Annotated in this window: 26 protein-coding genes and 1 pseudogene; 18 read left to right on the top strand and 9 right to left on the bottom strand. The window is 67.5% G+C overall.

Annotated features, from left to right (window positions below; all coding sequences use genetic code 11):
• Positions 1–102: 102 nt before the first annotated feature.
• The 5 genes and pseudogenes from FHX37_RS09640 to FHX37_RS24075 form a co-directional block, all read left to right on the top strand.
• Positions 103–903, top strand: coding sequence for a PspA/IM30 family protein (locus FHX37_RS09640; RefSeq protein ID WP_141923607.1), 801 nt, complete (start codon positions 103–105; stop codon positions 901–903).
• On the top strand, positions 900–1184 hold the full coding sequence (pspAA, locus tag FHX37_RS09635; RefSeq protein WP_141923606.1) for a PspA-associated protein PspAA: 285 nt from the start codon (positions 900–902) through the stop codon (positions 1182–1184). Before FHX37_RS09640 ends, pspAA begins: the two co-directional genes overlap by 4 nt.
• 168 nt (positions 1185–1352) lie before the next feature.
• On the top strand, positions 1353–2270 hold the full coding sequence (htpX, locus tag FHX37_RS09630) for a zinc metalloprotease HtpX (RefSeq protein ID WP_141923605.1): 918 nt from the start codon (positions 1353–1355) through the stop codon (positions 2268–2270).
• A 50-nt stretch (positions 2271–2320) separates the two neighbouring features.
• The gene (gene pspAB / locus FHX37_RS09625; protein ID WP_141923604.1) at positions 2321–2899 is read left to right on the top strand and encodes a PspA-associated protein PspAB; all 579 of its coding nucleotides are present in this window, start codon (positions 2321–2323) and stop codon (positions 2897–2899) included.
• Positions 2900–2993: 94 nt separating this feature from the next.
• Positions 2994–3383: pseudogene (locus FHX37_RS24075) on the top strand (maleylpyruvate isomerase N-terminal domain-containing protein); the annotation flags it as partial.
• Here FHX37_RS24075 and FHX37_RS23520 read toward each other — a convergent pair.
• Entirely contained in the window at positions 3266–3511 is a 246-nt protein-coding gene (locus tag FHX37_RS23520) for a hypothetical protein (protein WP_246062218.1), read from the bottom strand. The pseudogene FHX37_RS24075 and the gene FHX37_RS23520 sit on opposite strands and share 118 nt — an antisense overlap.
• Here FHX37_RS23520 and FHX37_RS23515 point away from each other — a divergent pair.
• From FHX37_RS23515 to rpsD, 5 genes are all read left to right on the top strand, one after another.
• The gene (locus FHX37_RS23515; protein WP_246062217.1) at positions 3506–3787 is read left to right on the top strand and encodes a hypothetical protein; all 282 of its coding nucleotides are present in this window, start codon (positions 3506–3508) and stop codon (positions 3785–3787) included. The two genes, FHX37_RS23520 and FHX37_RS23515, sit on opposite strands and share 6 nt — an antisense overlap.
• A 108-nt stretch (positions 3788–3895) precedes the next feature.
• Positions 3896–5008, top strand: a complete 1113-nt coding sequence (locus tag FHX37_RS09615; protein WP_141923602.1) for a glycerate kinase family protein — start codon at positions 3896–3898, stop codon at positions 5006–5008.
• 129 nt (positions 5009–5137) lie between these two features.
• Positions 5138–5488, top strand: a complete 351-nt coding sequence (locus FHX37_RS09610) for a HesB/IscA family protein (RefSeq protein WP_141923601.1) — start codon at positions 5138–5140, stop codon at positions 5486–5488.
• A gap of 173 nt (positions 5489–5661) precedes the next feature.
• Positions 5662–6630 carry a carbohydrate kinase family protein gene (locus FHX37_RS09605; protein ID WP_141923600.1) on the top strand — a complete coding sequence of 323 codons (969 nt, stop codon included), beginning with the start codon at positions 5662–5664 and terminating at the stop codon, positions 6628–6630.
• A 343-nt stretch (positions 6631–6973) separates the two neighbouring features.
• A complete protein-coding gene (rpsD, locus tag FHX37_RS09600; protein ID WP_141923599.1) occupies positions 6974–7585 on the top strand; it encodes a 30S ribosomal protein S4 in 612 nt (203 codons plus the stop codon).
• Between the two features lie 68 nt (positions 7586–7653).
• Here rpsD and FHX37_RS09595 read toward each other — a convergent pair whose 3' ends face one another.
• Positions 7654–7890 (bottom strand): sulfurtransferase TusA family protein, encoded by a 237-nt coding sequence (locus FHX37_RS09595; protein WP_141925154.1) that lies wholly within the window; start codon positions 7888–7890, stop codon positions 7654–7656.
• Positions 7891–8182: 292 nt separating this feature from the next.
• On the opposite strand from FHX37_RS09595, the gene ctaC reads away from it, so the two are divergent.
• The 4 genes from ctaC (at position 8183) to FHX37_RS09575 (ending at position 12730) form a co-directional block, all read left to right on the top strand.
• Positions 8183–9091: an aa3-type cytochrome oxidase subunit II gene (gene ctaC, locus FHX37_RS09590; RefSeq protein WP_449405180.1), complete on the top strand. Its 909-nt coding sequence runs from the start codon at positions 8183–8185 to the stop codon at positions 9089–9091.
• Positions 9091–10767 carry an aa3-type cytochrome oxidase subunit I gene (gene ctaD / locus FHX37_RS09585; RefSeq protein WP_141923598.1) on the top strand — a complete coding sequence of 559 codons (1677 nt, stop codon included), beginning with the start codon at positions 9091–9093 and terminating at the stop codon, positions 10765–10767. Before ctaC ends, ctaD begins: the two co-directional genes overlap by 1 nt.
• Positions 10768–10782: 15 nt before the next feature.
• Positions 10783–11208 (top strand): cytochrome c oxidase subunit 4, encoded by a 426-nt coding sequence (locus FHX37_RS09580; protein WP_141923597.1) that lies wholly within the window; start codon positions 10783–10785, stop codon positions 11206–11208.
• Between the two features lie 223 nt (positions 11209–11431).
• Positions 11432–12730 carry a L,D-transpeptidase gene (locus tag FHX37_RS09575; RefSeq protein WP_141923596.1) on the top strand — a complete coding sequence of 433 codons (1299 nt, stop codon included), beginning with the start codon at positions 11432–11434 and terminating at the stop codon, positions 12728–12730.
• 710 nt (positions 12731–13440) lie between these two features.
• On the opposite strand, the gene qcrB is transcribed toward FHX37_RS09575, so the two are convergent.
• The 4 genes from qcrB to ctaE are packed head-to-tail and all read right to left on the bottom strand — an operon-like array spanning position 13441 to position 17742.
• Complete coding sequence (gene qcrB, locus FHX37_RS09570) at positions 13441–15087, bottom strand: cytochrome bc1 complex cytochrome b subunit (RefSeq protein ID WP_141923595.1); 1647 nt, start codon at positions 15085–15087, stop codon at positions 13441–13443.
• A 3-nt stretch (positions 15088–15090) separates the two neighbouring features.
• Positions 15091–16236 carry a cytochrome bc1 complex Rieske iron-sulfur subunit gene (gene qcrA / locus FHX37_RS09565; protein WP_141923594.1) on the bottom strand — a complete coding sequence of 382 codons (1146 nt, stop codon included), beginning with the start codon at positions 16234–16236 and terminating at the stop codon, positions 15091–15093.
• The gene (gene qcrC, locus FHX37_RS09560; RefSeq protein WP_141923593.1) at positions 16229–17143 is read right to left on the bottom strand and encodes a cytochrome bc1 complex diheme cytochrome c subunit; all 915 of its coding nucleotides are present in this window, start codon (positions 17141–17143) and stop codon (positions 16229–16231) included. The genes qcrA and qcrC overlap by 8 nt, the downstream gene beginning before the upstream one ends.
• A 17-nt stretch (positions 17144–17160) precedes the next feature.
• Entirely contained in the window at positions 17161–17742 is a 582-nt protein-coding gene (gene ctaE, locus FHX37_RS09555; protein ID WP_449405185.1) for an aa3-type cytochrome oxidase subunit III, read from the bottom strand.
• A gap of 186 nt (positions 17743–17928) precedes the next feature.
• On the opposite strand from ctaE, the gene FHX37_RS09550 reads away from it, so the two are divergent.
• Together FHX37_RS09550 and trpD are read left to right on the top strand one after the other, a co-directional pair.
• The gene (locus FHX37_RS09550) at positions 17929–18336 is read left to right on the top strand and encodes a response regulator transcription factor (RefSeq protein WP_141923591.1); all 408 of its coding nucleotides are present in this window, start codon (positions 17929–17931) and stop codon (positions 18334–18336) included.
• Positions 18337–18355: 19 nt separating this feature from the next.
• Positions 18356–19423, top strand: coding sequence for an anthranilate phosphoribosyltransferase (gene trpD / locus FHX37_RS09545; RefSeq protein ID WP_246062216.1), 1068 nt, complete (start codon positions 18356–18358; stop codon positions 19421–19423).
• A gap of 92 nt (positions 19424–19515) precedes the next feature.
• Here the strand turns inward: trpD and FHX37_RS09540 are convergent, their stop codons facing one another.
• Genes FHX37_RS09540 through FHX37_RS09530 form a run of 3 tightly spaced genes read right to left on the bottom strand, consistent with a single transcriptional unit; the run spans position 19516 to position 22223 of the window.
• On the bottom strand, positions 19516–19791 hold the full coding sequence (locus FHX37_RS09540) for an Lrp/AsnC family transcriptional regulator (protein WP_141923589.1): 276 nt from the start codon (positions 19789–19791) through the stop codon (positions 19516–19518).
• Between the two features lie 40 nt (positions 19792–19831).
• Complete coding sequence (locus tag FHX37_RS09535; RefSeq protein WP_141923588.1) at positions 19832–20596, bottom strand: rhomboid family intramembrane serine protease; 765 nt, start codon at positions 20594–20596, stop codon at positions 19832–19834.
• A complete protein-coding gene (locus tag FHX37_RS09530; RefSeq protein WP_141923587.1) occupies positions 20574–22223 on the bottom strand; it encodes a DEDD exonuclease domain-containing protein in 1650 nt (549 codons plus the stop codon). Before FHX37_RS09530 ends, FHX37_RS09535 begins: the two co-directional genes overlap by 23 nt.
• A gap of 119 nt (positions 22224–22342) precedes the next feature.
• Here FHX37_RS09530 and FHX37_RS09525 point away from each other — a divergent pair, with 119 nt between their 5' ends.
• Both FHX37_RS09525 and FHX37_RS09520 read left to right on the top strand, forming a co-directional pair.
• Positions 22343–22615 (top strand): hypothetical protein, encoded by a 273-nt coding sequence (locus FHX37_RS09525; protein WP_141923586.1) that lies wholly within the window; start codon positions 22343–22345, stop codon positions 22613–22615.
• On the top strand, positions 22612–23982 hold the full coding sequence (locus tag FHX37_RS09520; RefSeq protein ID WP_141923585.1) for an NYN domain-containing protein: 1371 nt from the start codon (positions 22612–22614) through the stop codon (positions 23980–23982). The genes FHX37_RS09525 and FHX37_RS09520 overlap by 4 nt, the downstream gene beginning before the upstream one ends.
• The last annotated feature ends 152 nt before the right edge of the window (positions 23983–24134 follow it).

Raw genomic sequence — 24134 nt, 5'->3', positions numbered from 1 at the left:
CCGCATCAGGGTTCATGGCGACGACTCGCCATAGCACGTAGGGTGGATGCAGCGCCCGCCGGGAACAGCCGATTACGGACCGAGAAGGGGACGGCCACGCCGATGAGCGTGTTTCAGCGACTTTCCATGGTTTTCAAGTCCAAGGCCAACAAAGCCCTGGACTCCGTCGAGGATCCGAGGGAGAGCCTCGACTACTCGTATCAGAAGCAACTGGAGCTTCTGCAGAAGGTCCGGCGGGGTGTGGCGGACGTCGCCACCTCCCGTAAACGGGTCGAGATGCAGATCCAGCAGCTGGAACAGCAGTCGGACAAACTGCAGAACCAGAGTCGGCAGGCTCTTCAGCAGGAGCGGGAGGACCTCGCCCGCGAGGCGCTCACCCGCCGCTCCGGACTGCAGTCCCAGATGGACGACCTGCGCCAGCAGCACGAACAGTTGCAGGGCGAAGAACAGAAGTTGAGTCTGGCCGCGCAACGGCTGCAGGCCAAGGTCGACTCCTTCCGCACCCGTAAGGAGACGATCAAGGCCAACTACACCGCCGCCCAGGCACAGACGCAGATCAGCGAGGCGTTCTCCGGAATCTCCGAGGAGATGGGCGACGTCGGCATGGCGGTGCAGCGGGCCGAGGACAAGACCTCGGACATGCAGGCGCGGGCCGGTGCGGTGGACGAACTCCTGGAGTCCGGTGCGTTGGACGATGTGACCGGTTCCTCCTCGAAGGACGACATCCAGTCCGAGCTCGACAACATGGCCAGTAGCAGCGGCGTCGAACTGGAGCTCGAGCAGATGAAGCGCGAGGTGGGCCAGGGCAGCGGTGATTCCACCCCGCAGCTCGAGAACGGTGGTTCCGGCTCCGCCCAGACGCAGAGCAGTTCCCGCTCGCACCGTCAAGGGGAGGACACATGATCGTCCGCATCATGGGGGAGGGCCAGGTCGACCTCTCCGATGCCGACCTCGACCTGCTCAACGACGTGGACCGCACGTTGGAGCAGGCGATCGAGGCGGGCAACGAGTCGGACTTTCGTCAGGCGCTCCACGAACTCCTGGACAAGGTGCGCAGTGACGGGAAGCCGCTGCCGCCGGAGTCCCTGGAGCCCTCACAGTTCATCCTGCCGCACGCGGACGCCAGCATGGAGGAGGTCCGTGCCATGCTCGGGGACGAGGGGCTGATCCCCGACCTCGCGTGACGGCCGCCCTCGACAGGGGGAACCACCACCCGTGCGGGCGCGCCGCTCCGGGAACGGCTGAGCAGAGGACGACAGGCCACGGCTCGTCTTACGGAATTCCAACCTGACCGGACTAGACTGCAGTGAGTCCGTTCAGTAACGGAACCGTTCGCTGAAAGGCGGAACGCCGTGGCAGGTTCCAAGTTCATTCCCGACCGTGGGCTGACAGTCCGTATGGTGGCGACGATGGCCCTGCTGGGCGTCGTCTACGTGGCGTTCGTCGTCCTGCTGGTCCTCGTCGGCGTGCCGTGGTACCTGGTCGCCGGACTCGTCGCGGTGTTCGCGGTGATCCAGTACTTCTCCTCGGACAAGGTCGCGGTGTACTCGATGGGGGCCCGGGAGGTCACCCCGGAGCAGGCGCCCGAGCTGCACGCCGTGGTGGACCGGCTGTGCGCGATGGCCGACATGCCCAAACCCAGGGTCGCCGTCGCGGAAACGGACGTGCCCAACGCGTTCGCCACCGGACACAACGAGAAGAACACGGTGGTGTGCGCGACCACCGGCCTCATGCGCCGGCTGGAGAAGGGCGAGCTGGAGGCGGTGCTGGCCCACGAACTGTCCCATGTCGCCCACCGGGACGTGATGGTGATGACCATCGCCGGCTTCCTCGGGATCGTGGCGGGCTTCCTCACCCAGATAGCGCTGCGTTTCGCGCTGTTCTCCGGCGGGGGCCGTGGACGTGACCAGAACAACCCCGCCCTGATCGCGCTGGCGGTCGTGGTGATCAGTGCCGTGGTGTGGGCGGTCAGTTTCGTGCTGACCCGCGTCCTGTCGCGGTACCGGGAACTCTCGGCCGACCGCGCCGCCGCCTACCTGACCGGGCAACCCTCGACGCTCGGCAGCGCCCTGACCAAGATCACGGGCGACATGGCGCGGATTCCGAGCAAGGACCTGCGCCAGGTGGAACCGTTCAACGCCTTCTTCTTCACCCCGGCGTTCTCCAAGAAGGGGTTCAGCCTCAGTCAGCTGTTCGCCACCCACCCCCCGGTCGAGCAGCGCCTCGCCCAGCTCGGCGAGATCTCCCGCAACCTTGGCACCGGAGCGTAACCCCGGGAGGGGCATCGCCCTTCCGTGACGAGAGCGAGACGAGTATCGGCATGAGTTTCCTGCGTGCCCTGCTGGGCCGTTCCAAACCGGCCAAACCCGATCTGGACCAGTTGTTCAGCCTGCCGTCGGCGGCCGTGACCCTGCGCGCCGCGACAGGGTTCGTCCCCACCGGCGTGGGGTCCGTGGCGTTCCGTCCGACCGAAGGACGGGCCTTCGCCGACGTCGAGCAGGACATCACCGAGCTGCTCAACACGGGAAGTGGACCGGCCACCGAACCTGTGTCGGATGAGTACGGTTACACCTGGCTGGTGCTCCGGGGCGGCAATCCGGAGACGGGCGACATCAGTGACCTGGTCACCGACATCCACGCGGTCAACTCCTCGCTGGAACAGGCCGGGTTCGGCCCGTCCCTGCTGTGCTCCCTGGTGGCGTTCGCCGACGACAGGGGGCGCAAGGTCGCCCTGGTGTACCTCTACAAGCGCGGCACCTTCTACCCGTTCGTCCCGGCCGGAGGGCAGCGCAGGGACAACGCGCTCGAGCTGCAGATCGAGGCGACCGTGGGCAACGACGTTCCGCTGGAGAAGGACAAGTCCCGGTGGTTCCCGGTGTACGGGGCCCCCGGACTGTAGCGGGTTGCCTCGTCGCGTCGTTGGGAAGGGATACGTTCCCACCGGGAGGATGTGTCCGTGGGCGGTTACCCCCCGCACGACGTGAGGAAGCCCTATGACCGACGCGGTTGTCCCGGAACCAACCGAGGCGTGCCACCGGTTGAGCTACGGGACGTATATCGAGGCGGTGGGAGCGGAGACCCGAAGGCTCGCCGGGATGGTGGAGGGCGCCGACCTCACCGTCACCGTGCCGACGTGTCCGGAGTGGAGCCTGGGCGAGTTGCTGCGGCATGTGGGCCGGGCGCACCGCTGGTTCGCCGCCCTGGTCGAACAGCGCAGTACCCGGATGCTGGAGGTGAACGCTCCGGCTCCGGAGACGTTCGAGGCCTATCCGGCGTGGTTGGCGGAGGGTGCGGAGGTGATGGAGTCGGCGTTCCGGGGAGCCGATCCGGAGACCCCGGTGTGGAGTTGGAGCAGTGACAACCACGCCCGCTTCTGGCCGCGCCGCGCGCTGCACGAGACGGCGGTCCACCGGGCCGACGCGGAACTGGCGCTGGGGAACCCGCTCCGGAGGAGTATCAGTACGGAGTCGACGCCATCGACGAGTTCTTCGGGATCATCGCCGTTGTGCACGAGTACAAGGGAGTCCCGACGGGGCCGGAGACCCCGGGGGTGCTGGCGCTGTCGGCCACCGACAGTGACGTGCACTGGCGCGTCGACCTCGGCACGGACGGTTTCACCACGAGGCACGCCACCGCTGACGAGCCCGCGGACTCGACGCTCGCCGGGCCGCCGGGGGAACTGGCGCTGGTGGTCGCCCGGCGGCTTTCGCTCGAGAACGGTCACAGCCGCGTGCTGACGGGTAACCGGGAACCGTGGGAACGGTGGTTGGACACGCTCGTCTTCTAGGAGCGCTGCCATACGTTTATTTCGTGAAGCGGAAAATAAATCTCGTAAAGTGGATAAATTTTCCGCAGAGGGCTGGTCGCGGCGGGTGCCTGCGGGCAGACTGGAACCGTGCGTATCGTTATTGCCCCAGACAAGTTCGCCGGAACCCTCTCCGCGGTCGAGGCCGCCGAGGCGCTCGCCCAGGGATGGCACGAGACCGACCCCGACGCGGACATCGAGCGCGTTCCCCTGTCCGACGGTGGCCCCGGTTTCGTCGAAGTGCTGCACACCGCCCTGGGTGGGAAGCGCGTGTCCGTAACCGTGACCGGGCCCCAGGGAAACCCGGTGGACGCCGAGTACCTTCTCGTGTCCGACACCGCCACCGCCTACATCGAGAGTGCCCAGGCGTGCGGGCTGCACCTGGTGCCCGCCACACAGCGAAACCCGGAACACGCGACCAGTTACGGCGTGGGGGAGCTGATCTCCCATGCCGTCTCCGAAGGCGCCGAGACCGCCGTCGTGGGGCTCGGAGGCAGCGCGACCAACGACGGCGGCGCGGGGATGCTCGCCGCGCTCGGCGCCGCCCCGAGTGACCTCCTGGCCCACGGGGGATCGCCCCTCGCCGCACTCACCGGTCCCGTGAACCTGGCCCCGGCCCGTGCCGCCACCGCCGGTGTGCGGCTGGTCGCCGCCACGGACGTGGACAACCCCCTCGTCGGCGACAGCGGGGCGTCGGCCGTCTTCGGCCCGCAGAAGGGAGCGGACGAGGAGCAGGTGCGGCGCCTGGAAACGGCGCTCTCCACCTTCGCCGACGCCGTCACGGTGGGAGGTGAGTTCCGCAACACTCCAGGAGCGGGCGCGGCGGGCGGCCTGGGCTATGCTCTCCTGCTTCTCGACGGAAGTGTGGAGTCGGGGGTGCAGCGGGTACTGGAAGCGGTGGGACTCGCCGAACGGGTGGCGTCGGCCGACCTGGTCCTCACTGGGGAGGGGTCGTTCGACTCCCAGTCGCTGCGGGGCAAGCTCCCCCACGGTGTCGCCACCACGGCCGCGAAGCGAGGAACCGCGTGCGCGGTGGTGGCCGGGGTGGTGGACGTGGCCCCACACGAGGCGCGGGCGGCTGGCATCACGTCGACGTACTCCCTGGTGGAGTCCGCCGGTTCGGTGGAGGCCGCGCTCGAACAGCCGGCCGCCGAGCTGCGTACGCTTGCGGCGACGGTAGCCCGTCGTCACTCAACGGCCTAACCTGGAGGCAGTACCAGCGCGCGTGCCCGCCATTGGCAGGAATGCACAACCGAGCCTCGGCGTTGAGGCGGCCGAGGAGCAACCAGGTCGCCGTGGCGGCCGCCACGCCTGTTTTGGAGGAACTAGCAGATGACGGTTCAGAGCGAGGCCACCGCGCAAGGGGTCATCCTGACTGACGAGGCTTCGAGCAAGATCAAGGGTCTGCTCGACCAGGAGGGCAGGGACGATCTTCGTCTTCGTGTCGCTGTCCAGCCGGGCGGCTGCTCGGGACTGCGGTACCAGCTCTTCTTCGACGAGCGTGAGCTCGACGGCGACGTGGTGGCCGATTTCGGTGGCGTCGAGGTCGTTACCGACCGGATGAGCGCGCCCTACCTGATCGGTGCCACGATCGACTTCGTCGACACCATCGAGAAGCAGGGCTTCACCATCGACAACCCCAACGCGACCGGCTCCTGCGCCTGCGGCGACTCCTTCAACTGAGGAGCCCCGAGCACCGGCCCGTGCGAGTGCGTGTCGCACGGGCCGGTGCTGTGTTCGCCCGGATGCGCAGGGTCAGGAACATAGGGAATTCGAGGGGGCCTTCCGGAGCCGGCGAAGGACGCTGGGTACTCTTGGGGCTTGTCTTGTCTCCCCGATACAAGGAGCCCTACAGAGTGCGCATCGCTGTAACCGGATCTATCGCTACCGATCACCTGATGTCCTTCGGCGGGCGGTTCTCCGAGCAGATCATCGCTGACCAGCTCGAGCAGATCTCCCTGTCGTTCCTGGTGGACGAGTTGGACGTCCGGCGCGGTGGGGTTGCGCCTAACATCTCCTTCGCCATGGCACGGCTGGGTGCGCGTCCCCTCCTCGTGGGCGGGGCCGGTGCCGACTTCGACGGGTACAAGTCCTACCTGGAAAGCCATGGAGTGGACGCCTCCGGCGTGCGGATCTCCGAGAGGAAGCACACCGCTCGCTTCGTCTGCACGACCGACCTCGACCAGAACCAGATCGCCTCGTTCTACCCCGGTGCCATGGCCGAGGCCAGTGACATCGAGCTCGCGTCACTGACCGCGCAGCACGGGATCGAGCTGGTCCTGATCGGCGCCAACGACCCCAAGGCGATGGTGCAGCACAGTAAGGAGTGCCGGGAGCGCGGTATCCCCTTCGCCGCCGACCCCTCCCAACAGCTGGCCCTGCTGGAAGGGCCGGACGTCCGCCAGCTCATCGAGGGCGCCACCTACCTGTTCACCAACGAGTACGAGAAGGCGCTCGCCGAGCAGAAGAGCGGGTGGAGCGAAGAGGAGATCCTGGACCGGGTCGGTATGCGGATCACCACGCTCGGCGCCAAGGGCGTCGAGATCGCGCGCAAGGGTGAGCCGCCGGTGCACGTTCCCTCCGCCGCGGTGACCTCCATCGGCGAGCCCACCGGTGTGGGAGACGCCTTCCGGGCCGGTTTCCTCACCGCCCTGGGATGGGGCCTCAGCCTGGAGCGCTCCGCCCAGGTGGGGAACGCCACCGCCGTGCACTGCCTGGAGGCCGATGGGCCCCAGGAGTACACGCTGACGAAGGAGAGCCTGCTCAGGAAGCTCACCGACTCCTACGGCGAGGAGAGCGCTCGCGAGGCCGAGGCCTTCCTGTGACACCGGGTTGAGCTACCCGTGTCGTGCCCGTCGGGAGTGTTCCCGACGGGCACACGTGTGTTCGGGCCACCCGTGGAGAACGCGTACAGTGGGAGCGCGACCCACGCGCCGCGGCACCCGGCGGTGTTACACGCCCGCGGTGCCAGCGGCGTGATCCCGCCCCGGCGCGCTGAGATGCGCGCCGGGTTCAGATACGCCAACGCCGCCACGGTGGGGGTCTCTGTGGCGGTACGGGAGCGGTCGTGTCCGTGGGACGGACGCGACCGGGTTGCTGTGTGGCACCTCCGAGACCTAGGCGAGCCTTACCTCGGACTCTCTTGATGAAAACAGACGGAGGACGTGAATGCGCTACACCGGACCTAAGGTGCGGTTGTCCCGGCGCGCCGGTACCCCGCTGACCCGTAAGGCGGTCAGCTACTTCGAGAAGCGGCCCTACCCGCCGGGCGAGCACGGCCGCCGGGTTCGTCGCTCGAGCAGCGACTACGCGGTGCGCCAGGCAGAGAAGCAGAAGCTGCGCTGGTACTACGACCTGTCGGAGAAGCAGCTCGCCCGGGTGTACGAGAGCGCCCGCAAGCGTTCCGGCCGTACCGGCGAGGAGATGATCGCCGAGCTGGAAATGCGGCTCGTGTCGGTCGTGCTGCGCTCGGGGCTGGCTCCCTCGATCTACGCGGCCCGGCAGTACGTGAACCACGGTCACATCACCGTGGACGGCCAGAAAGTGGACATTCCCTCGTTCCAGGTCAAGCCGGGGCAGATCGTCAGCGTTCGGGAGAAGTCCAAGAAGCTGGTCCCGTTCGTCGAGGCTGCCGAGGGTGTGCACGCTGACGAGCGCACTGCGGGCTACCTCGCCGTGAGCCACTCGGACCTGCGGGTGGCGGTCGTCGACCGCCCGTCGCGCGAGCAGGTGCCGATTCCCTTCGACGAGCAGCTCGTCGTCGAGTACTACGCGCGGTAACAACCGGACAGCCCGGATACACGGGACCGCGCACCCGCCGGGTGCGCGGTCCCGTTGTTGTCCCGGACTCAGTACATGCGCCGGACGTGAAAGGCGCTACCATGGTCCAGCGGGTGTTCGGCGACGAACTCCTGCATCTTCATCCGGCACCAGGAAGGAATGTCGGTCCTGGCCGCCGGATCGTCGGCGGTAACGGCGACGAGCGAGCCGATGGGGACCTCGCGGATCCTCTCGGCGAGCATGATGACGGGAACGGGGCATTTCCGTCCGATCGCTTCGATCGTTACCAGCGGCTGGTCGGACACGGGCTCCTCCTCGTGGGTTCGGTTCACCCCCGATCCCTACCCGTCCTGGTGGCTAACCGGTACCCGGTTAAAGAGGACGTGAAGGCAGCGGTACTCTCGCCTTAGCCCGTCTCTACAGGCGGGCCGGGGTGGCAGAAACGCGAGTGCCAGCCGCCGTGCGCCGAGTAACACGCTGGTTTACGCATGTCCGTGAGCAGCACGGCGGGTGAGTCGCGATATGTTGCCCCTTGACGAGCTTGGGATACACGACCGCCCGCGTTGGACGCGGGCATCATCGCTGGGAAGGCAATCCGTGAGTCCGACCCGCCTTAGGAATCGGCGCCCCGCGCTGCGCCGATGGGCACCGCGCGGCGTAGCGTTGGCCGCGTTGGGCATGGCCGCGACCGGCTGCGCCTCGAACGAGTTCACCCGGCTGGGCGTGCCGGAGCCGATCACTGAGCAGGCAGAGCGCGTGCTCACGCTCTGGCAGGGCTCGTGGGTGGCGGCGTTCGCGGTCGGCATCCTGGTGTGGGGGCTGACCATCTGGTCGGTCATCTTCCACCGCAAGCGCTCCGAGCAGCTGCCGCCGCAGGTGCGCTACAACATGCCCATCGAGGCGCTCTACACCGTGCTGCCGATCGTTATCATTTCTGTCCTTTTCTACTTCACCGCGCGCGACCAGACCTACCTGCTGGAGACCGACGAACCAGCCGACGTCAACGTCGAGGTGGTCGCTTTCCAGTGGAGCTGGCAGTTCAACTACCTGGACGAGCCCAAGAGCGAGGCAGGTGACGGTGCCGAGCCGGAGACCCGGTTCTCCACCGTGGGAACCCCCGACGACCTGCCGACCCTCGTTCTCCCCGAGGGAGAGGTCGTGCACTTCGACCTGACCTCACCGGACGTCATCCACTCGTTCTGGGTACCCGAGTTCGCGTTCAAGATGGACGTGATCCCGGGCAAGGACAACGAGTTCCAGGTGAAGATCAACGAGGGCACTGAGGGTGTCTACCGTGGCCGCTGCGCAGAGCTCTGCGGCGTCGACCACAGTGAGATGCTGTTCGACGTCAAGGTCGTGGACTCCGAGGAGTACGACGCGTGGGTCGAGGAGCAGGAGGCTCAGGCCCAGAACGGCTCCGAACAGCAGGAGACCCCGACCGAGCAGCAGGATGAGGAAGCGGACGCTGCGGCTACCCGCGACGAGGCCGAGGAGGCTGGCGACTGATGACGACAGTGACTCCGTCCAGCGTTGCGACTCCCGCACCCACGACCACCCGTAAAGGGTCGATCATCGTCGACTGGCTGACGTCGACCGACCACAAGACGATCGGGTACATGTACCTGATCACCTCGTTCGGGTTCTTCGTCTTCGCCGGTCTGCTGGCGCTGCTGATCCGCGCCGAGCTGCTGTGGCCGGGCCTGCAGGTGGTGACCAACGAACAGTTCAACCAGCTGTTCACCATGCACGGCACCATCATGCTGCTGTTGTTCGCCACACCGCTGTTCGTCGGGTTCGCCAACATCATCATGCCGTTGCACATCGGTGCTCCGGACGTGGCGTTCCCCCGGATGAACATCTTCGGCTACTACCTGTTCCTGTTCGGCGGCCTGATCGTCGTCGGCGGATTCCTCACCCCCGGTGGCGCCGCCAGCTTCGGCTGGTTCGCCTACACCCCGCTCTCGGACGCGGTCCGGTCGCCGGGCATCGGAGGCGACCTGTGGATCCTGGGACTGGTGGTCAGCGGTCTGGGAACGATCCTCGCCGCGGTCAACTTCATCACCACCGGGCTGGTCATGCGCGCGCCCGGGATGACGATGTTCAGGATGTCGATCTTCTCGTGGAACACGCTGCTGACCAGCGTGCTCGTGCTGATCGCGTTCCCCGTGCTGACAGCCGCCCTGGTGGCGCTGGGAGCGGACCGGATGATCGGCACCCACGTCTACGACGCGGAACACGGCGGCGCCATCCTCTGGCAGCACCTGTTCTGGTTCTTCGGGCACCCCGAGGTGTACATCATCGCGTTGCCGTTCTTCGGCATCGTCACCGAGATCCTCCCGGTGTTCAGCCGCAAACCGATCTTCGGCTACAAGAGCCTGGTGGGAGCGACCATCGCGATCACCGGACTCTCCGTCACGGTGTGGGCGCACCACATGTTCCCGACCGGGGCCGTGCTGCTGCCGTTCTTCTCCTTCATGAGCTTCCTCATCGCCGTTCCCACCGGTGTGAAGTTCTTCAACTGGATCGGCACGATGTGGCGCGGCCAGCTGGTGTTCAGCACCCCCATGCTGTTCGTCGTCGGCTTCCTGGTGACGTTCCTGTTCGGTGGACTCACCGGTGTGCTGCTGGCCTCCCCGCCCATCGACTTCCACGTCACCGACAGCTACTTCGTCGTGGCCCACTTCCACTACGTCGTGTTCGGCACCGTGGTCTTCGCGATGTTCGCCGGGTTCTACTTCTGGTGGCCCAAGTTCACCGGGAAGCTACTGAACGAGACGCTGGGCAAGATCCACTTCTGGCTGCTCTTCTTCGGGTTCCACGGCACGTTCCTGGTGCAGCACTGGCTGGGCGCTGAGGGCTTCCCGCGGCGGTACGCCGACTACCACCCCGCCGACGGTTTCACCACGCTGAACATGATCTCCTCGATCAGCGCGTTCGTCCTGGGCGCTTCCACCCTGGTGTTCTTCTGGAACATGTGGATCACCCACAAGAACGCGGCCAAGGTCACCGTGGACGACCCGTGGGAGTACGGGTGCTCGCTGGAGTGGGCGACGTCGTGCCCGCCACCGCGGCACAACTTCACCTCGCTGCCGCGTATCCGTTCCGAACGCCCCGCGTTCGACCTGCACCATCCGCACGCTGCGGCTCCCGGCGCGGCGCCGGAACCGTCGAGCGCGACCTAGGAGGCGAGTCCGAGCATGAAGATGCAGGCATACATGTTTATGGGTGTCTCGACCTTCTTCGGTCTGGTCGCGGCACTGTACGCCTACTGGGCGTGGGTCTCCGAAGGAAGCGTCGAATGGACCGGGACGGTCGCGCTGATCGTCGCGATCGCCTTCGGGTGGATGGTCGGTTTCTGGATCTGGCAGTCGGCACGCCGTAGCGAACACCACCACGGTCCTCCGCCAGAGGAGCGACTCGACGGGGAGATCGCCGAGAACGCCGGAGACTACGGCTTCTTCAGCCCGCACAGCTGGTGGCCGCTGTTCGTCGCCATGGCGGTCGCGTTCACCGCCGTCGGGGTGGCGATCGGCTGGTGGATGGTGTTCATCGGCGGTTTCGCACTGATGCTGACCGTCATCGGCTGGGTCTTCGAGTACTACCGCCACGAGTTCGAGCACTAGGCCGCACGCCGCGGCTGACCTTCGCCCTACCCCGGTTCCCTTCCGGCCCGTGAGCCATCCGGAAGGGAACCGGGGTATTCTTTTGGTGCGGGCTTTCCCCCAATAATGCTTGTTGTTGTAGCCCGCGAACGTGCCGCTGGTTTGTCAGGAACTGTCCCGATTCGGGGCGCGTCCCAGCGGGTGTAGAGCAACGTGGGTCGAGCTGGATGCTGGAGGACCAGGCGTGAAGGACAGCGCATTCCCAACGGCGCACCGCCGTGCGGGTGCGGGGCTGGCGGTGTTAGCCCTCGGCCTCACCGCCGCATGCTCCGGTTCCGGTTCCGAAGGTGCTGACACCGCGGGCGCGGAGGGGGGAAGCGACCCGGTCACGGTCAAGGTCCTTCCTGAGGACGGTGGTTCCGAAGTCCGTCCCGACGTCCCCGTCACGGTCCAGGCGGACGGGGGAAGCATCACCGACGTACAGGTGGAGCAGAGCGGCGGAGCCGACACCGGGGACGGGTCCGACTCCGCCGTCGACGAGGTCACCGGGCAGCTGAACGACGACAAGACCGAGTGGGTCAGCGAGTGGAACCTGAAGCCCGGTGCGGACGTCACGGTGACCGCCACCGCCGAGAACGAGGACGGTGAGGAGAGCGAGGCCGTCAGCGAGTTCAGCACCGTGCCGGCGCCCCAGGGGCAGCGGCTGGAGCTGGTGTCCAACTTCCCGACCAGCGGCGAGACCGTGGGTGTGGGAATGCCGGTCATCGTCAACTTCGACCTTCCGGTGGAGAACAAGAAGCAGGTGGAGAACTCCATCGAGGTGTCCGCTGACGAGCCGACCCAGGGTGCCTGGAACTGGTTCGGCGATGACATGGCCGTGTTCCGGCCCAAGGAGTACTGGCCCTCCGGAACGGAGGTGACCGTGGACATGCACCTGGCCGGGACCGAGGCCAGCGAGGGGGTCCACGGCATCGAGAACCACCGGCTCAACTTCGAGGTGGGGCGGAAGCAGGTCAGCACCATCGACAGCGACTCCCACCAGATGACGGTGGAGCGCGACGGTGAGCAGATCCAGAAGTTCCCGGTCAGCATCGGCAAGGCCAACGTGGAGAAGTACACCACCACCAGCGGTACGCACCTGACGATGAACAAACGCCGTGAGCTGACGATGGACTCCTCCACGACCGGGGTCCCCGTCGACAGTCCCGAGGGCTACAAGCTCGACGTGGAGTACGCGGTGCGCTTCTCCAACAGTGGCGAGTTCACCCACGCGGCCCCGTGGAACAGCGCGGCACTGGGCGAGGAGAACACGAGCCACGGCTGCCCCAACATGTCCACCGAGGACGCCAAGTGGTTCTACGAGAACAGCTACCAGGGTGACCCGCTCGTTGTGGAGGGGACCGACCGCGAGCTCGAGGTGGACAACGGCTGGGGCTACTGGCAGCGCTCGTGGGACCAGTGGCTGGAGAACAGCGCGACGGGCGAGCCCGACAGGACCGACGAGGAGGGGACCCCCGGCTCGGTGCACACCACCGACGAGTAGCGGGTCCGGGAATCCCGTTCCCGCGAAGAGCCCCCGACAGCGACACCGGAGAATTCCCTCCTCCGGCCGGGTGACCCCCACGAGCGGCCGCGGAGCCCCTCCCGGCTCGCGGCCTTCCCCGCTCCCGCCCTGCCGGCGCGTCCATCCGGGCGCGCCGGCAGGGTTCTCCCGGCCGTTCCCCCGAAGCCCGGCAGCGTCCCCACCGCGGGGCGGCGGACGCTGCCGGGGCCTTCCAGGCAGCTGCGACGGCTTCCCGCAGCGCCGACGGCGCGCGACCCCCACACCCCGCCGGCTCCGCCTGACACGTCCGGGACAGCCCCGTGCCCCGGCCGGGCGGCGGGAAGACCCGAGCGGGCCTCCGCGGACGCACCGCGTGCCACCGTTCCTCTCGGATGATCGGCGTGTTCTGCCCGCCGGCTGCCGGTGGGGCGCACCCGTCCGGCTCCGGGGCCGGACTCCGATTCCCGTGTGCGCCCATCAGTGGCACGGAGAGGAGATGGGGACACAGTGGCCGATGGTGTGAGGGGGTCGGACGACAGTCGGGGCTGTGGCCCGTCACGGAGTCGGCGCGCGTGGCCGTGGGGCCCACCGGCTGGTCCCGGGAGGGTTCGCCCGGGGCTCGGGGGAGACACAGTAAGGCCCGGCCGCCCGGTGCCGTGCGGAGGTGTTCCGCGCGAACCGGAGGGCCGGGCCGAGTGCCGAGCGCCGTGTCAGTGGCTGGCTGCGGTCTCCTCCTCCGAGGAGCCCCCTTCGCCGTGGCCGTGGTGGGCGCTGTGCGGCTCGACTCCCTCGAAGGAAACGTTGTCCTTCGTGTACCAGTGGGCCAGCGCACGACGGAGCCGTCCCTTGAGGCCGCGGGCGGCCGGGGACTCGACACCGTTCTCGTCCACCGTGGGAGCCGGGGCGGGTGCCTCCTTCTTGCTCTGCAGCACGCTGACCGTGTCCGCGGAGGACTCCCGGTGCACCTCGACGAACTCCCCGCTGGGGAGCTGCTGGATGTTGCCGCTCTCGTAACCGTGCTCCAGAGTCTCACGGTCCCGGAGCTGCAGCCCCAGACAGATGCGTTTCGTGACGATGAACCCGATGATCGGCCCCGCGATGACGAAGATCCGGAAGAACCACGTCGTCGCGTACAGGCTGATGGAGAACGTCTCGGCGAGCACGTCGTTGGCGCCCGCCAACCACAGCAGGCCGTAGAAGACCATGCCGGCCACGCCGAGGCCCGTGCGGACCGGGGCGTTGCGCGGGCGGTCGGCCACGTTGTGGTGACGCTTGTCGCCGCTGATCCACTGCTCCACGAACGGCCACAGCAGCAGAGCGCCGAAGATGGCGCCGGGGATGACGAGCCCCGGGACCAGGACACCGGTCGGTACCGCGTACCCGGCGATGCTGAAGTCGAACCAGTTCGGGAAGATCCGGAGCGACCCCTCCATGAAGCCCATGTACCAGTCGGGCTGCAGGCCCGATGTGATGGATGTCGGGGTGAACGGCCCGAACAGGTGGATCGGGTTGATCTGCACGAACGCGCTGAGACCGGTGACAATGGCGAACACGAAGAAGAAGAATCCTCCGGCCTTGATGGCGAAGCCGGGGAACATCGGTGTCCCGACGACTTTCTTCTCCGTTCGCCCCTGCCCCGGATACTGGGTGTGCTTCTGGTGCCACAGGATGAATATGTGGGCGACGATCAGCGCCAGCAGGATCCCCGGGATGAGCAGGATGTGCAGCATGTACAGCCGCGGGATGATGTCCTCGCCCGGGAACTGCCCCCCGAAGAGGAACATCATCACGTAGGTGCCGATGACCGGGATCGCCAGGATCACACCCTGCAGGATCCGCACACCCATGCCGGACGGGAGGTCGTCGGGAAGCGAGTAACCGAAGAGTCCCTCCACGATGGCGAGCATGAAGATCACGACGCCGATGATCCAGTTGATCTCGCGGGGCTTGCGGAACGCGCCGGTGAAGAAGACCCGGAGCATGTGTGTCACCAGGGCTGCGACGAAGATCAGCGCCGCCCAGTGGTGGATCTGCCGCATGAGGAACCCGCCGCGTACATCGAAGTCGATGTAGAGCGTCGAGGCGTAGGCCTCGCTCATGTGGACGCCGTGCATGCGCTCGTAGGAGCCCTCGTAGACGGTCTCCGACATGCTCGGGTTGAACCACAGGGTCAGAAAGACCCCGGTGACGAGCAGGATGATGAACGAGTACAGCGCGATCTCGCCCAGCATGAACGACCAGTGGTTCGGGAAGACCTTGCGCAGGTTCTTCTCCCCGAGCTTCGCCAAATGGAACCGGTCGTCGATGTAGTTACCGACATTGCGCAGCCCTTTGGGCGGCTGGGAGCTCGTACTCACCGGCTACTCACCCCTCTCCGCGTCCCAGAAGGTCGGTCCGACCGCAGTGTCGAAGTCACCGTCGGCGACCAGGTATCCCTCGTCATCCACCGAGAGCGGTAGCTGGGGTAGAGGGCGGTGCGCTGGTCCGAAAACGACCTCGGCGGCGTTGGCGGCATCGAACGTCGACTGGTGGCACGGGCACAGAATCCGGTGGGTATCCCGCTCGTACAGCGCGGCGGGACAGCCCACATGGGTGCAGATCTTGGAGTAGGCGACGATCCCGTCCTGGGTCCAGTCGAGTCGTTTGCCGTTCTCCTCCTTCATCCGTTCGCCCCAGGAGTCCTGGGGCATCCGGATCAGCAGGACCACGGCCTTCGCCTTCTCGTCCAGGCTCAGGCCCTCCGGGTGCTCCTCGGTGGGTTCGGCGTAGGGCAGGGCGGTGATCATCCCGCCGGGCTCGTTCGCCAGGTCCTCGGCCCGGATCCACTGGTCGTCGCCCTCTCCGGTGCCGCCCTCCACGACCATGCGCATGCCCTTCCGCCACATGGTGTGTTTGAGCTTGTCGCCGGGAAGCGGGCCGGTGTCCCGAAGCAGCACCAGGGGCGCCAGCCCCAACGGCAGCATCGCGGCCAGCATCGTACGGCGCATGAGGGGGCGCTTGGTCAGTCCGCTCTCGTTCGCGCCCTTCATGAAGAAGTCACCGAACGAACTCTTCTCCTCGGCGGGCGAGGGAAGCTCGTCGTACGGTGAGGAGACCTCGTAGTGCGGCATGACCTTGCGTGCCCACACGGTCATGCCGGCCCCGATCGCGAACAGTGCGACGGTGAGAGTCCCCCCCAACGCCATGTTGGAGTACTGGCCGGTCTGGGGGTTGGCGATGGCCGGTTCCCCCTCCGCGTTCGGCGGGAAGGCGAAATAAGCCACGAAGAATCCGATCCCGGCGAGGAACGCGAGGACGAACCACAGTGCGGCCACCTTCTCGCCGCGACGCTGCACCTCCTCCGAGTGCTTCTGCGTCTCCTCGGCCGGATACGCCCCCTCGTGCTCGGGGTGCTGATCCTCCTCGGCGGCGATGATCGCGTCGTCATCAGCGGACGACGGGGTGCCGATGACCCGGTCGCGGTCCTCGGCACCTCCATTGTCGTGGTTGGTGTTGTTATCAGTCATGGGCTCGCTGCTTCGCGGTGATCCAGATCGCGCACGCCACGATCAGGCTGAGGCCGACGGTCCAGCCGATGAAGCCCTCGGCGACCTGACCGACCCGGTTCAGGGCGAAGACACCACCCGCGTCCGGCTCGGCCTGCAGCTCCTTCACATAGGCGATCAGATCCTGTTTCTCATCCGGTGTGATACTCGCGTCGTTGAACACGGGCATTTGGCTGGGGCCAGTGATCATCGCCTCGTAGAGCTGGCGCGGCGAGGCCTCGTGGATCTCCGGCGCGTAGTTGCCGCCGGTGAGGGCACCGCCGCCACCCGACCAGCTGTGGCAGTGCGCGCAGTTGGTCAGGTACAGCTTCATCCCCGACTCGGTGTCCTCCGCACCGGAGACGTAGCTCTCCTTGGCCTCGTCGTACTCCTCCTTGGCGGCCTCGTACTCCTCCTCGTCGGAGAAGTCGGCGCGTTGGGGAGCACTGCCGGGAACCCCCTGGGGTACCTCCGGCCCGCTGCCGCCTTCCTGCTTGTAGTAGGCGATCAGGTCGTTGATCTCTTCCTGGGAGAACACCGGGGCCTTGCGCGGCATCTGCGTGTCGGGGTCGGTCGAGGGCATACGCCCGGTGCTTACCTGGAAGTCGATCGCGGCGCCGCCAACATCGGTGAGCGCAGGGGCGTCGTCGGTACCGGAGAAGTCGGTTCCGTGGCAGCTCGCACAGCTCTTGTTGTAGATCTCCTTGCCCCTGGCGACGTCGGGCTGTTCCCGGTCGTCGCTCGTGCTTTCCGCGGCAAGAGTCTGCGCTTCCGCGGTTCCCGGGTCGGGGGCCAGGAAGGCGTAGCCCGCCCCGAAGAACGCGAGCGCGATGAGGACGACGACATACCCCGCTAGGGGATGCCGCCGCCGCGCGTTAATCCATTTCACGGTTTCCCCGTTTCGGGTTACTGGATGAAGTAGATGGATGCGAACAAAGCGACCCAGACCACGTCCACGAAGTGCCAGTAGTAGGACACGACGATGGCACTGGTGGCCTGTTGGTGGGTGAAGCGCTTCGCGGCGTACGTCCGTCCCAGCATGAGCAGGAACGCGATGAGACCACCGATGACGTGGAGGCCGTGGAAGCCCGTGGTGAGGTAGAACATCGAGCCGTAGGCGCTGGACTGCAGAGTCAGCCCCTCGTGCACGAGTTCGCGGTACTCGTTCGCCTGCCCGAGTACGAAGACCAGGCCCATCAGGAACGAGATGATGAACCACATCCGGAGCTTGCCCACGTCACCGCGCTCGGCGGCCCAAACACCCGCCTGCGCAGTGAAGCTGGAGGCCACGAGGATGATGGTGAAGACCAGGGCGTAGCCGACGTTCAAGTCGGTGGCCGGCCACGGTCCCAGCTCGGGGTCTCCCACCGTCACTGATCGGATGGTGAAGTACATCGCGAACAGCGCCGCAAAGAACATGAGTTCGTTGGACAACCACACGATGGTGCCAACGCTCACCAGGTCAGGTCGTTTGGCCGCACCATGCACTGGTGTCGGTTGAGCTTCTTGGTTCGCGGTTACTGTCGCCACGGCAGCATTATTGCGGTATCTGGCGACGAGTGCTGCACGACCCCCCGTAACGTGCCCGATCGCCGATGGCGTCGGCTCCGCTACCGCCCCCACCGTACCGCTGATGCGTGGCCACTGGTGCGTCCTTGGTGGCATCCTAGGGGAATGCGCATTCTCATTTACAGCGACAAGCCGGCTGTGCGCGAGCAGGTGCGTCTCGCCATCGGGCGCAGGCCCGCCGCTGACGTCCCCAAGGTCGAGTTCCTGGAGTGCGCCACCGCTCCCGCCGTGCACAAGCGACTGCACGACCCGGACACCGCTGTCGACGTCGCCATTTTCGACGGCGAGTCCGCCCCGGCAGGAGGCATGGGCGTCTGCCGGGAGGTCAAGGACGAGGTGTTCCGGTGCCCGCCGGTGCTGTTGCTCATCGGTAGGCGGGACGACGGGTGGCTCGCCACGTGGTCACGCGCGGACAGGGTCGTCAGCCACCCCATAGACCCGGTGGCGTTGGCCGAGGCGCTGGCGGAGCTCATGCGTGGCCGTGCCGCCGAGCTCTCCGCGCAGCAGAACTGACAGCCGGGATGGGAGCCACGTGAGACCACAAGACCGGACCTGGCCCGAACTGATCACGTCCCTGCTGGACGGTGTGTCGCTGTCGGCGGCGGACACGGAATGGGCCATGCGCGAGATCATGACAGGGTCCGTGTCCGACGCCCAGATCGCCGGGTTCGCCATCGCGCTGCGTGCGAAGGGCGCCAGCGTCGCGGAGGTCACCGGCCTGTCCCAGGGCATGCTGGACCACGCCGTGCGGCTCGATGTCCCGGGGCGCACGGTGGACATCGTGGGCACCGGCGGGGACCGGGCGCACACCGTCAACATCTCGACGATGGCCGCCATCGTCGCTGCCGCGGCGGGCTGCCAGGTCGTCAAACACGGCAACCGTGCGGCCTCCTCCTCCTGCGGAACGGCTGACGTCCTGGAGCGGCTCGGCGTTGTCATCGACCTCCCTCCGGAGCAGACGCGGCAGGTGGCCGAGACGACCGGAATCACGTTCTGTTTCGCGCCGCTCTTCCACCCCTCGCTGCGGTACGCGGCCAAACCGCGTCGCGAACTCGGGGTGCCCACGGTCTTCAACTTCCTCGGGCCGCTGACGAACCCCGCGCGTCCGACAGCCGGAGCCGTCGGGGTTTTCGACCGGGAGATGTGCGAGACCATCGCGGGAGTGTTCGCCCAACGGAACGCCTCCGCGCTGGTGTTCCGCGGTGACGACGGGTTGGACGAGCTGACCACGACCACCACGTCCCGGGTCTGGCGCGTCTGCGGGGGCGAGATCCAGGAACGGGAGTTCGACCCCGCAGACCTCGGAATCGAGCGTTGCGACCCGGAGGCGCTGCGTGGCGGGGACGTCGAGTTCAACGCCGGTGTCCTGCGCGCGGTGCTTTCCGGCGAGCGGGGCCCGGTTCGGGAGGCCGTGCTACTGAACGCGGCCGCGACGATCGCGGCCGCCGACGAGGACCAGAACGGTTCCGCGGGCCTCGTCGAGCTGCTGCGTTCGGGATACGAGAGGGCGGCATCCGCCGTGGACAGCGGCGCGGCGACGGCGACACTGGAGGACTGGATCGCCGCCAGCCAGCAGTTCGCCAAGCGCGCGGGCGTGTGAGGGACGCACCCGGTCCTCGCGCGGTGTCGCGGGTCCGGTGGGCCCGGAAACCGCCGTGTTCCACCGGACCGGTGCTGAGCGCGACCCGAGGGCTATGTCCCCAGGGAGAACGCCGCGTCCAGGTCGTGCTGGGAGTACGTGTGGAACGCGATGTGCGTGTCGGAGGAGCGCACCCCGGTGGTCTTGTTCACCCGGCCCGGGATGACCTCGGCGAGTTCCTCGTGTCCGGCCACCCGAACTATCGCGATCAGGTCGACGTCTCCTGTCACGGAGTACACCTCGCTGACGCCGTCGATGTCGGCGACGGTCTCCGCCACCTCCGAGATACGGTCGACGTCGGTCTTGATCATGACGATGGCAGTGATCACGAGCTCTCCTGCGAAATCGTGGCGTGCGGACACCGGCTGTCTAGTGCACGTCGGACAGGCGCCTGCCGGACCGCCAGCGTATGCGGTAGATGACGGCTCCGCCGAGCAGACCGGCGATGAAGCCGTACACGTGCGCGGCGTAGGCTACACCCGAATCCTCGGCTCCGGGAAAGAGCGCGACACTGATGTACAGGAAGTACTGGAGCACGAAGTAGCTGAGCACCAGTACCCACCCCGGCAGACGGATTGGCAGCACGAAGAAGATCAGTGTGGTGACGCGGCTGCGGAACTGCACGGCGAGATAGGCCCCGAGCACGCCGGAGATCGCGCCGGAGGCCCCCAGCATCGGGGACGCGGAGCCGGGCTGTGTGAAGGCGAAGGCGTACGTCGCCAGAACCCCCGAAGCCGCGTAGAGAACGGCGTAGCGTGTTCGTCCCAGCCGGTCCTCGACCACGGGACCGAACACGAACAGGTACACCATGTTGCTCAGCAGGTGGACGACGTCGCCGTGCAGGAACATGGCGGTGGCGGGGGAGAGCCACACCACCTTGGTGACGTCGGAGCCCGGGCAGGAGGAGACGGCGGACAGCTGTTCCCCGGCCAGGAGCTCAGTGGGAATGACCGCCCACCGCAACAGGTAGCTTTCCAGCGCACACGCCCGTACCTGCAGGTCGACCCCGTACCAGGTCGCCAATAACGACAACGGCGAGAGAAGGTAGACGAGAACGTTCGCGGTGATGAGCAGGTAGCTGACCGCCGGAACCCGTCGTACCGGGTAGTCGTCACTGAGTGGGATGCCCGCCATGCCGCCAGTCTGTCAGGTCGCGGTATCTCTCCGCGCTGGTGACAGGGCACGTCCAGAATCCCTCGATCTCCACGATCCGCAGGTCCGGGGCGTCCAGCCACGCCAGTACCCGTTCCGTCTCCGCGGCGCTGGCGCGCGGGACCGGGCCGACGCCGGGCGGCACCGTCTCCGCGGTACGTACCAGGGAGTCAGTGAACGCCTGCGGATCGCGCCCCGGTTCCAGTACGCCACTGCCCGCCAGGCGGCCGTGGCGGACGACGTGTGTCTCCCAGCCCGATGCCGCGGGACGTGCCACGACCAGGTGGGGGATCCGGGCGAGCGCCGCCAGCCGTTGTGTCCGGGCGGCCGCCGAGAGGAAGGCGCTGAGCTGGTCGCGTGCGGTGGCAGCCTCCTCGAAGCGGAGGTCGGCGGAGAGCTCCGAGATGCGGGCGAACAGGGTCTCGACCACCGGAGCAGGGTCGGTGAACAGTGCCTCGCGCGCGGCCGCGGCACGCGTCGCGTAGTCCTCCGGTTCCTCGCGGGCGGCCTGGCAGGCGCTGCGTCGCAGGCGGAGAACGGGGTGCAGCATATCCCGGACGCTTTCCGCCTCGCGTGTGGAGCTGAACGGCCCGATGCACGGACCGCCGTCGTTCTGGGACGTCCGCACGATCGTCAGCCGGGGGCGCTCCTCCTCCGTCAGCGTGAGCCACGCTGTCCGTTCCGGCGCGCGGGAGCGGCGGTTGTAGGGCGGTTTGCGTTCGGCGATGAGACGCAGCTCCCGCACGTCAGCCTCCAGCGCCGTGGCGCAGGGGATCGGGACGACCCTCTCGACGCGGGGGATCATCTCGCGGATCCGGCCCCGGGTCTCCCCGGCGGTGAAGTAGGACCGCACACGGGTGCGCACGTCCGAGCTCTTGCCCACGTACAGGGTGTCTCCCGCGGCGTCGACGAAGACGTAGACCCCGGGGCCGTGCGGGACGTCCCGGGCGAGGTGGCGCTTGCTCCGCTGCGCCTGGGTCGGTTTGGGGCCGAACCGGCGCAGCTCTTCCAGTGTGTCGATCCCCAACGGCCCCAGACGTTCGAACAGCCCGTGCAGTACCCCGACCGTGGCGCGCGCGTCCTCCAGCGCGCGGTGGACGGGCTGTTCCGTCACGCCGAAGAACGAGGCGAGCGTCGTGAGCTTGTGGTTGCTGACCTCGTGCCGGGGGAGGGTGTGGCGCGCGATCCGCAACGTGTCCACCACGGTGGGGCGGGGCCAGCGATGGTTGTGCTCGGCACAGGCGGCGGTGAGGAACCGCACGTCGAACGGGGCGTTGTGGGCCACCAGCACCGTGTCCCCGTCCAGCTCCGCGAACTCCAGGAACTCGGGAAGCACCGTCTCCAGGGGAGGGGCGGAGGCCACCATGGCGTTGGTGATTCCGGTGAGCATGGTGACGTTCGGGGATACAGGGGTACGCGGGTTGGTGAGTGTGGTGAACTCCCCCAGGACCTCCCCGCCCCGTACCTTCACCGCACCGATCTCGGTGATCCCCGCCTCCCGCGGGCGGGTGCCGGTGGTCTCCAGGTCCACCACGACGAAGGTGACGTGCGAAAGCGGCGTGCCGAGGTCGTAAAGAGAGGTTTGGACGTGAGGTTGCGACTGCGTCACCCCGTCAGGGTAAACGCCACCCGCCCCCCGGACCTCGGGCCCCGGCCATGGAAAGATGGCCCGGACCTTGCGTGTAGCCAGCGCCTAAGGTCGGTAGAGGAAGTAAGGAGGACATAGTTGTGAGTGTCTCGGTACCGTCCGATACCCAGCGTTGGAGATGCGTGCAGTGCGGGAACCTGACCCGGTTCGACGTGACGCGTACTGTACGTTCGTGTGATTACCTGCACTTCGATCTTTCCGGCGCGAGTAGGACCGAGGAGCACGAGATCCTGAACGAGACTGTTGAGCAGGTGCGGTGCCGCTGGTGTGACACGGTCGACTCGGTGGAGATCGTCGACCGTCCCGCCGCGGAGGAGCTCGTCGCCGCCGAGAACGGTGCGGAGCGGGAATGAGCTCCGGCGATGACCCGGAGGGCGCGGCCTCTTCCTCACGTGAGGAGGGGGCCGCGTCCCCCGACTCCCTGTCCCGGCCGCTGCCGGAGAGAGTGCGCAGCAGGGTTGTCGAGTACGGGTCGGATGTCCTGGGCTCCCTGCCGAGTTCGGAGGTTCCCGCCGCCCTGCGGCGGGTGGCCAAGTTCGAGCCGCGGCGCCGGGCACGACTGGCGGGTCCGCAGATCGCCGCCCAACTGGAGAGCGACTCCAGCTTCCGTTCCCGCGTGGCCCAGCAGGTGGAACGGTTCTGGCCGGAACTCGTGACACGGCTGCGCGAGGGGGAGGTTCCTCCCGCCGCTGATCCGGTTGCGGTGGCTGCCGCTGCCTATGTCGTTCGGCCGCGCGGGTGGGCCGCGGTCGTGGAGCGCGTCCACGACGAGCTGGAGCGTCAGGAGAGCGCGAAGGAGGCCGCGGAGGCGGAGGACACGATCGCCGACCTCAGGCGTCAGCTGGAGGAGAGCAAAACCCAGCACCGGGAGGAGACCAACCGGCTGCGTGGCGAGTTGCGCGAACAGCGTCGGACGATCGCCGACCTCAGGCGGAAGATGCACAGTCAGCGGCAACGTGTGCGGGAGGCGGAGGAGAGGGCCGAACAGGCGACCGCACGCGCGCAGGAACGCAGCACGGAGGCGGAGAACCACGCCAACGCCGTGGATGCGGAGAACCGTCGGTTGCGTAACCGGGTCGCCGCCGCCGAGGAGCAGGTGGAGAACGCCCGGCGGGCCGCGCGGGCGGGGCGCAGCGCGGATGACGCGCGGCTGCGCGTGCTTCTGGACGTGTTACTGGAATCCGCGCACGGGTTGCGGCGGGAACTCGCGCTTCCCAGCTCCATCGACACCCCGGCGGATCTGATGGCCAGGGAACAGCCACAGCCCGAACCCGAACGTCGCAGCCACGGGCGCCCCGACGACGACCCGGGGGTCGTGGACGACCTGCTGGCGCTGCCGCGTGTCCACCTGCTGGTGGACGGCTACAACGTCACCAAGACGGGGTATCCCGCCCTTCCGCTGGCGGACCAGCGGCTGCGGCTCGTCTCCTCGCTGGAAGGCATCACGAGCCAGACGAAAGCAGAGATCACCTGCGTCTTCGACGGCGCGGACGTGGACCCCCAGCCGGCGCGGTCGACGGCGCGCCGGATCCGGTTGCTGTTCAGCGACCCGGAGGAGACCGCCGACGACCTGATCATCCGCCTCGTCCGGGGCGAGCCCACGGGCCGCCCCCTGGCCGTGGTGACCTCGGACCACGAGATCGTTCTCGCCGTCCGCCGGGAGGGGGCGCGCACGGTGCCCTCCGCGCTGTTCCTGCGGTGGCTGACGGAGCGCGGGTAACGCACAATCCGCACGATCCCGGCGTGCTGGGCGTTATGGATGTGTCTCCCTGGTTGAGGTGAGGGTGGCGGTCCGCTACGTTTTTCCCGGAGCATTCCCGCCTGCCTGTCCCGGAGCAGGCTTCTCCTCCACCCCCGTTGCGGGCGCCGATG

Source organism: Haloactinospora alba (assembly GCF_006717075.1).
GTDB classification, from domain to species: Bacteria; Actinomycetota; Actinomycetes; order Streptosporangiales; family Streptosporangiaceae; genus Haloactinospora; species Haloactinospora alba.
Note: the sequence above shows the minus strand (reverse complement) of the source record. Positions and strands in the feature narration are given on the sequence as shown.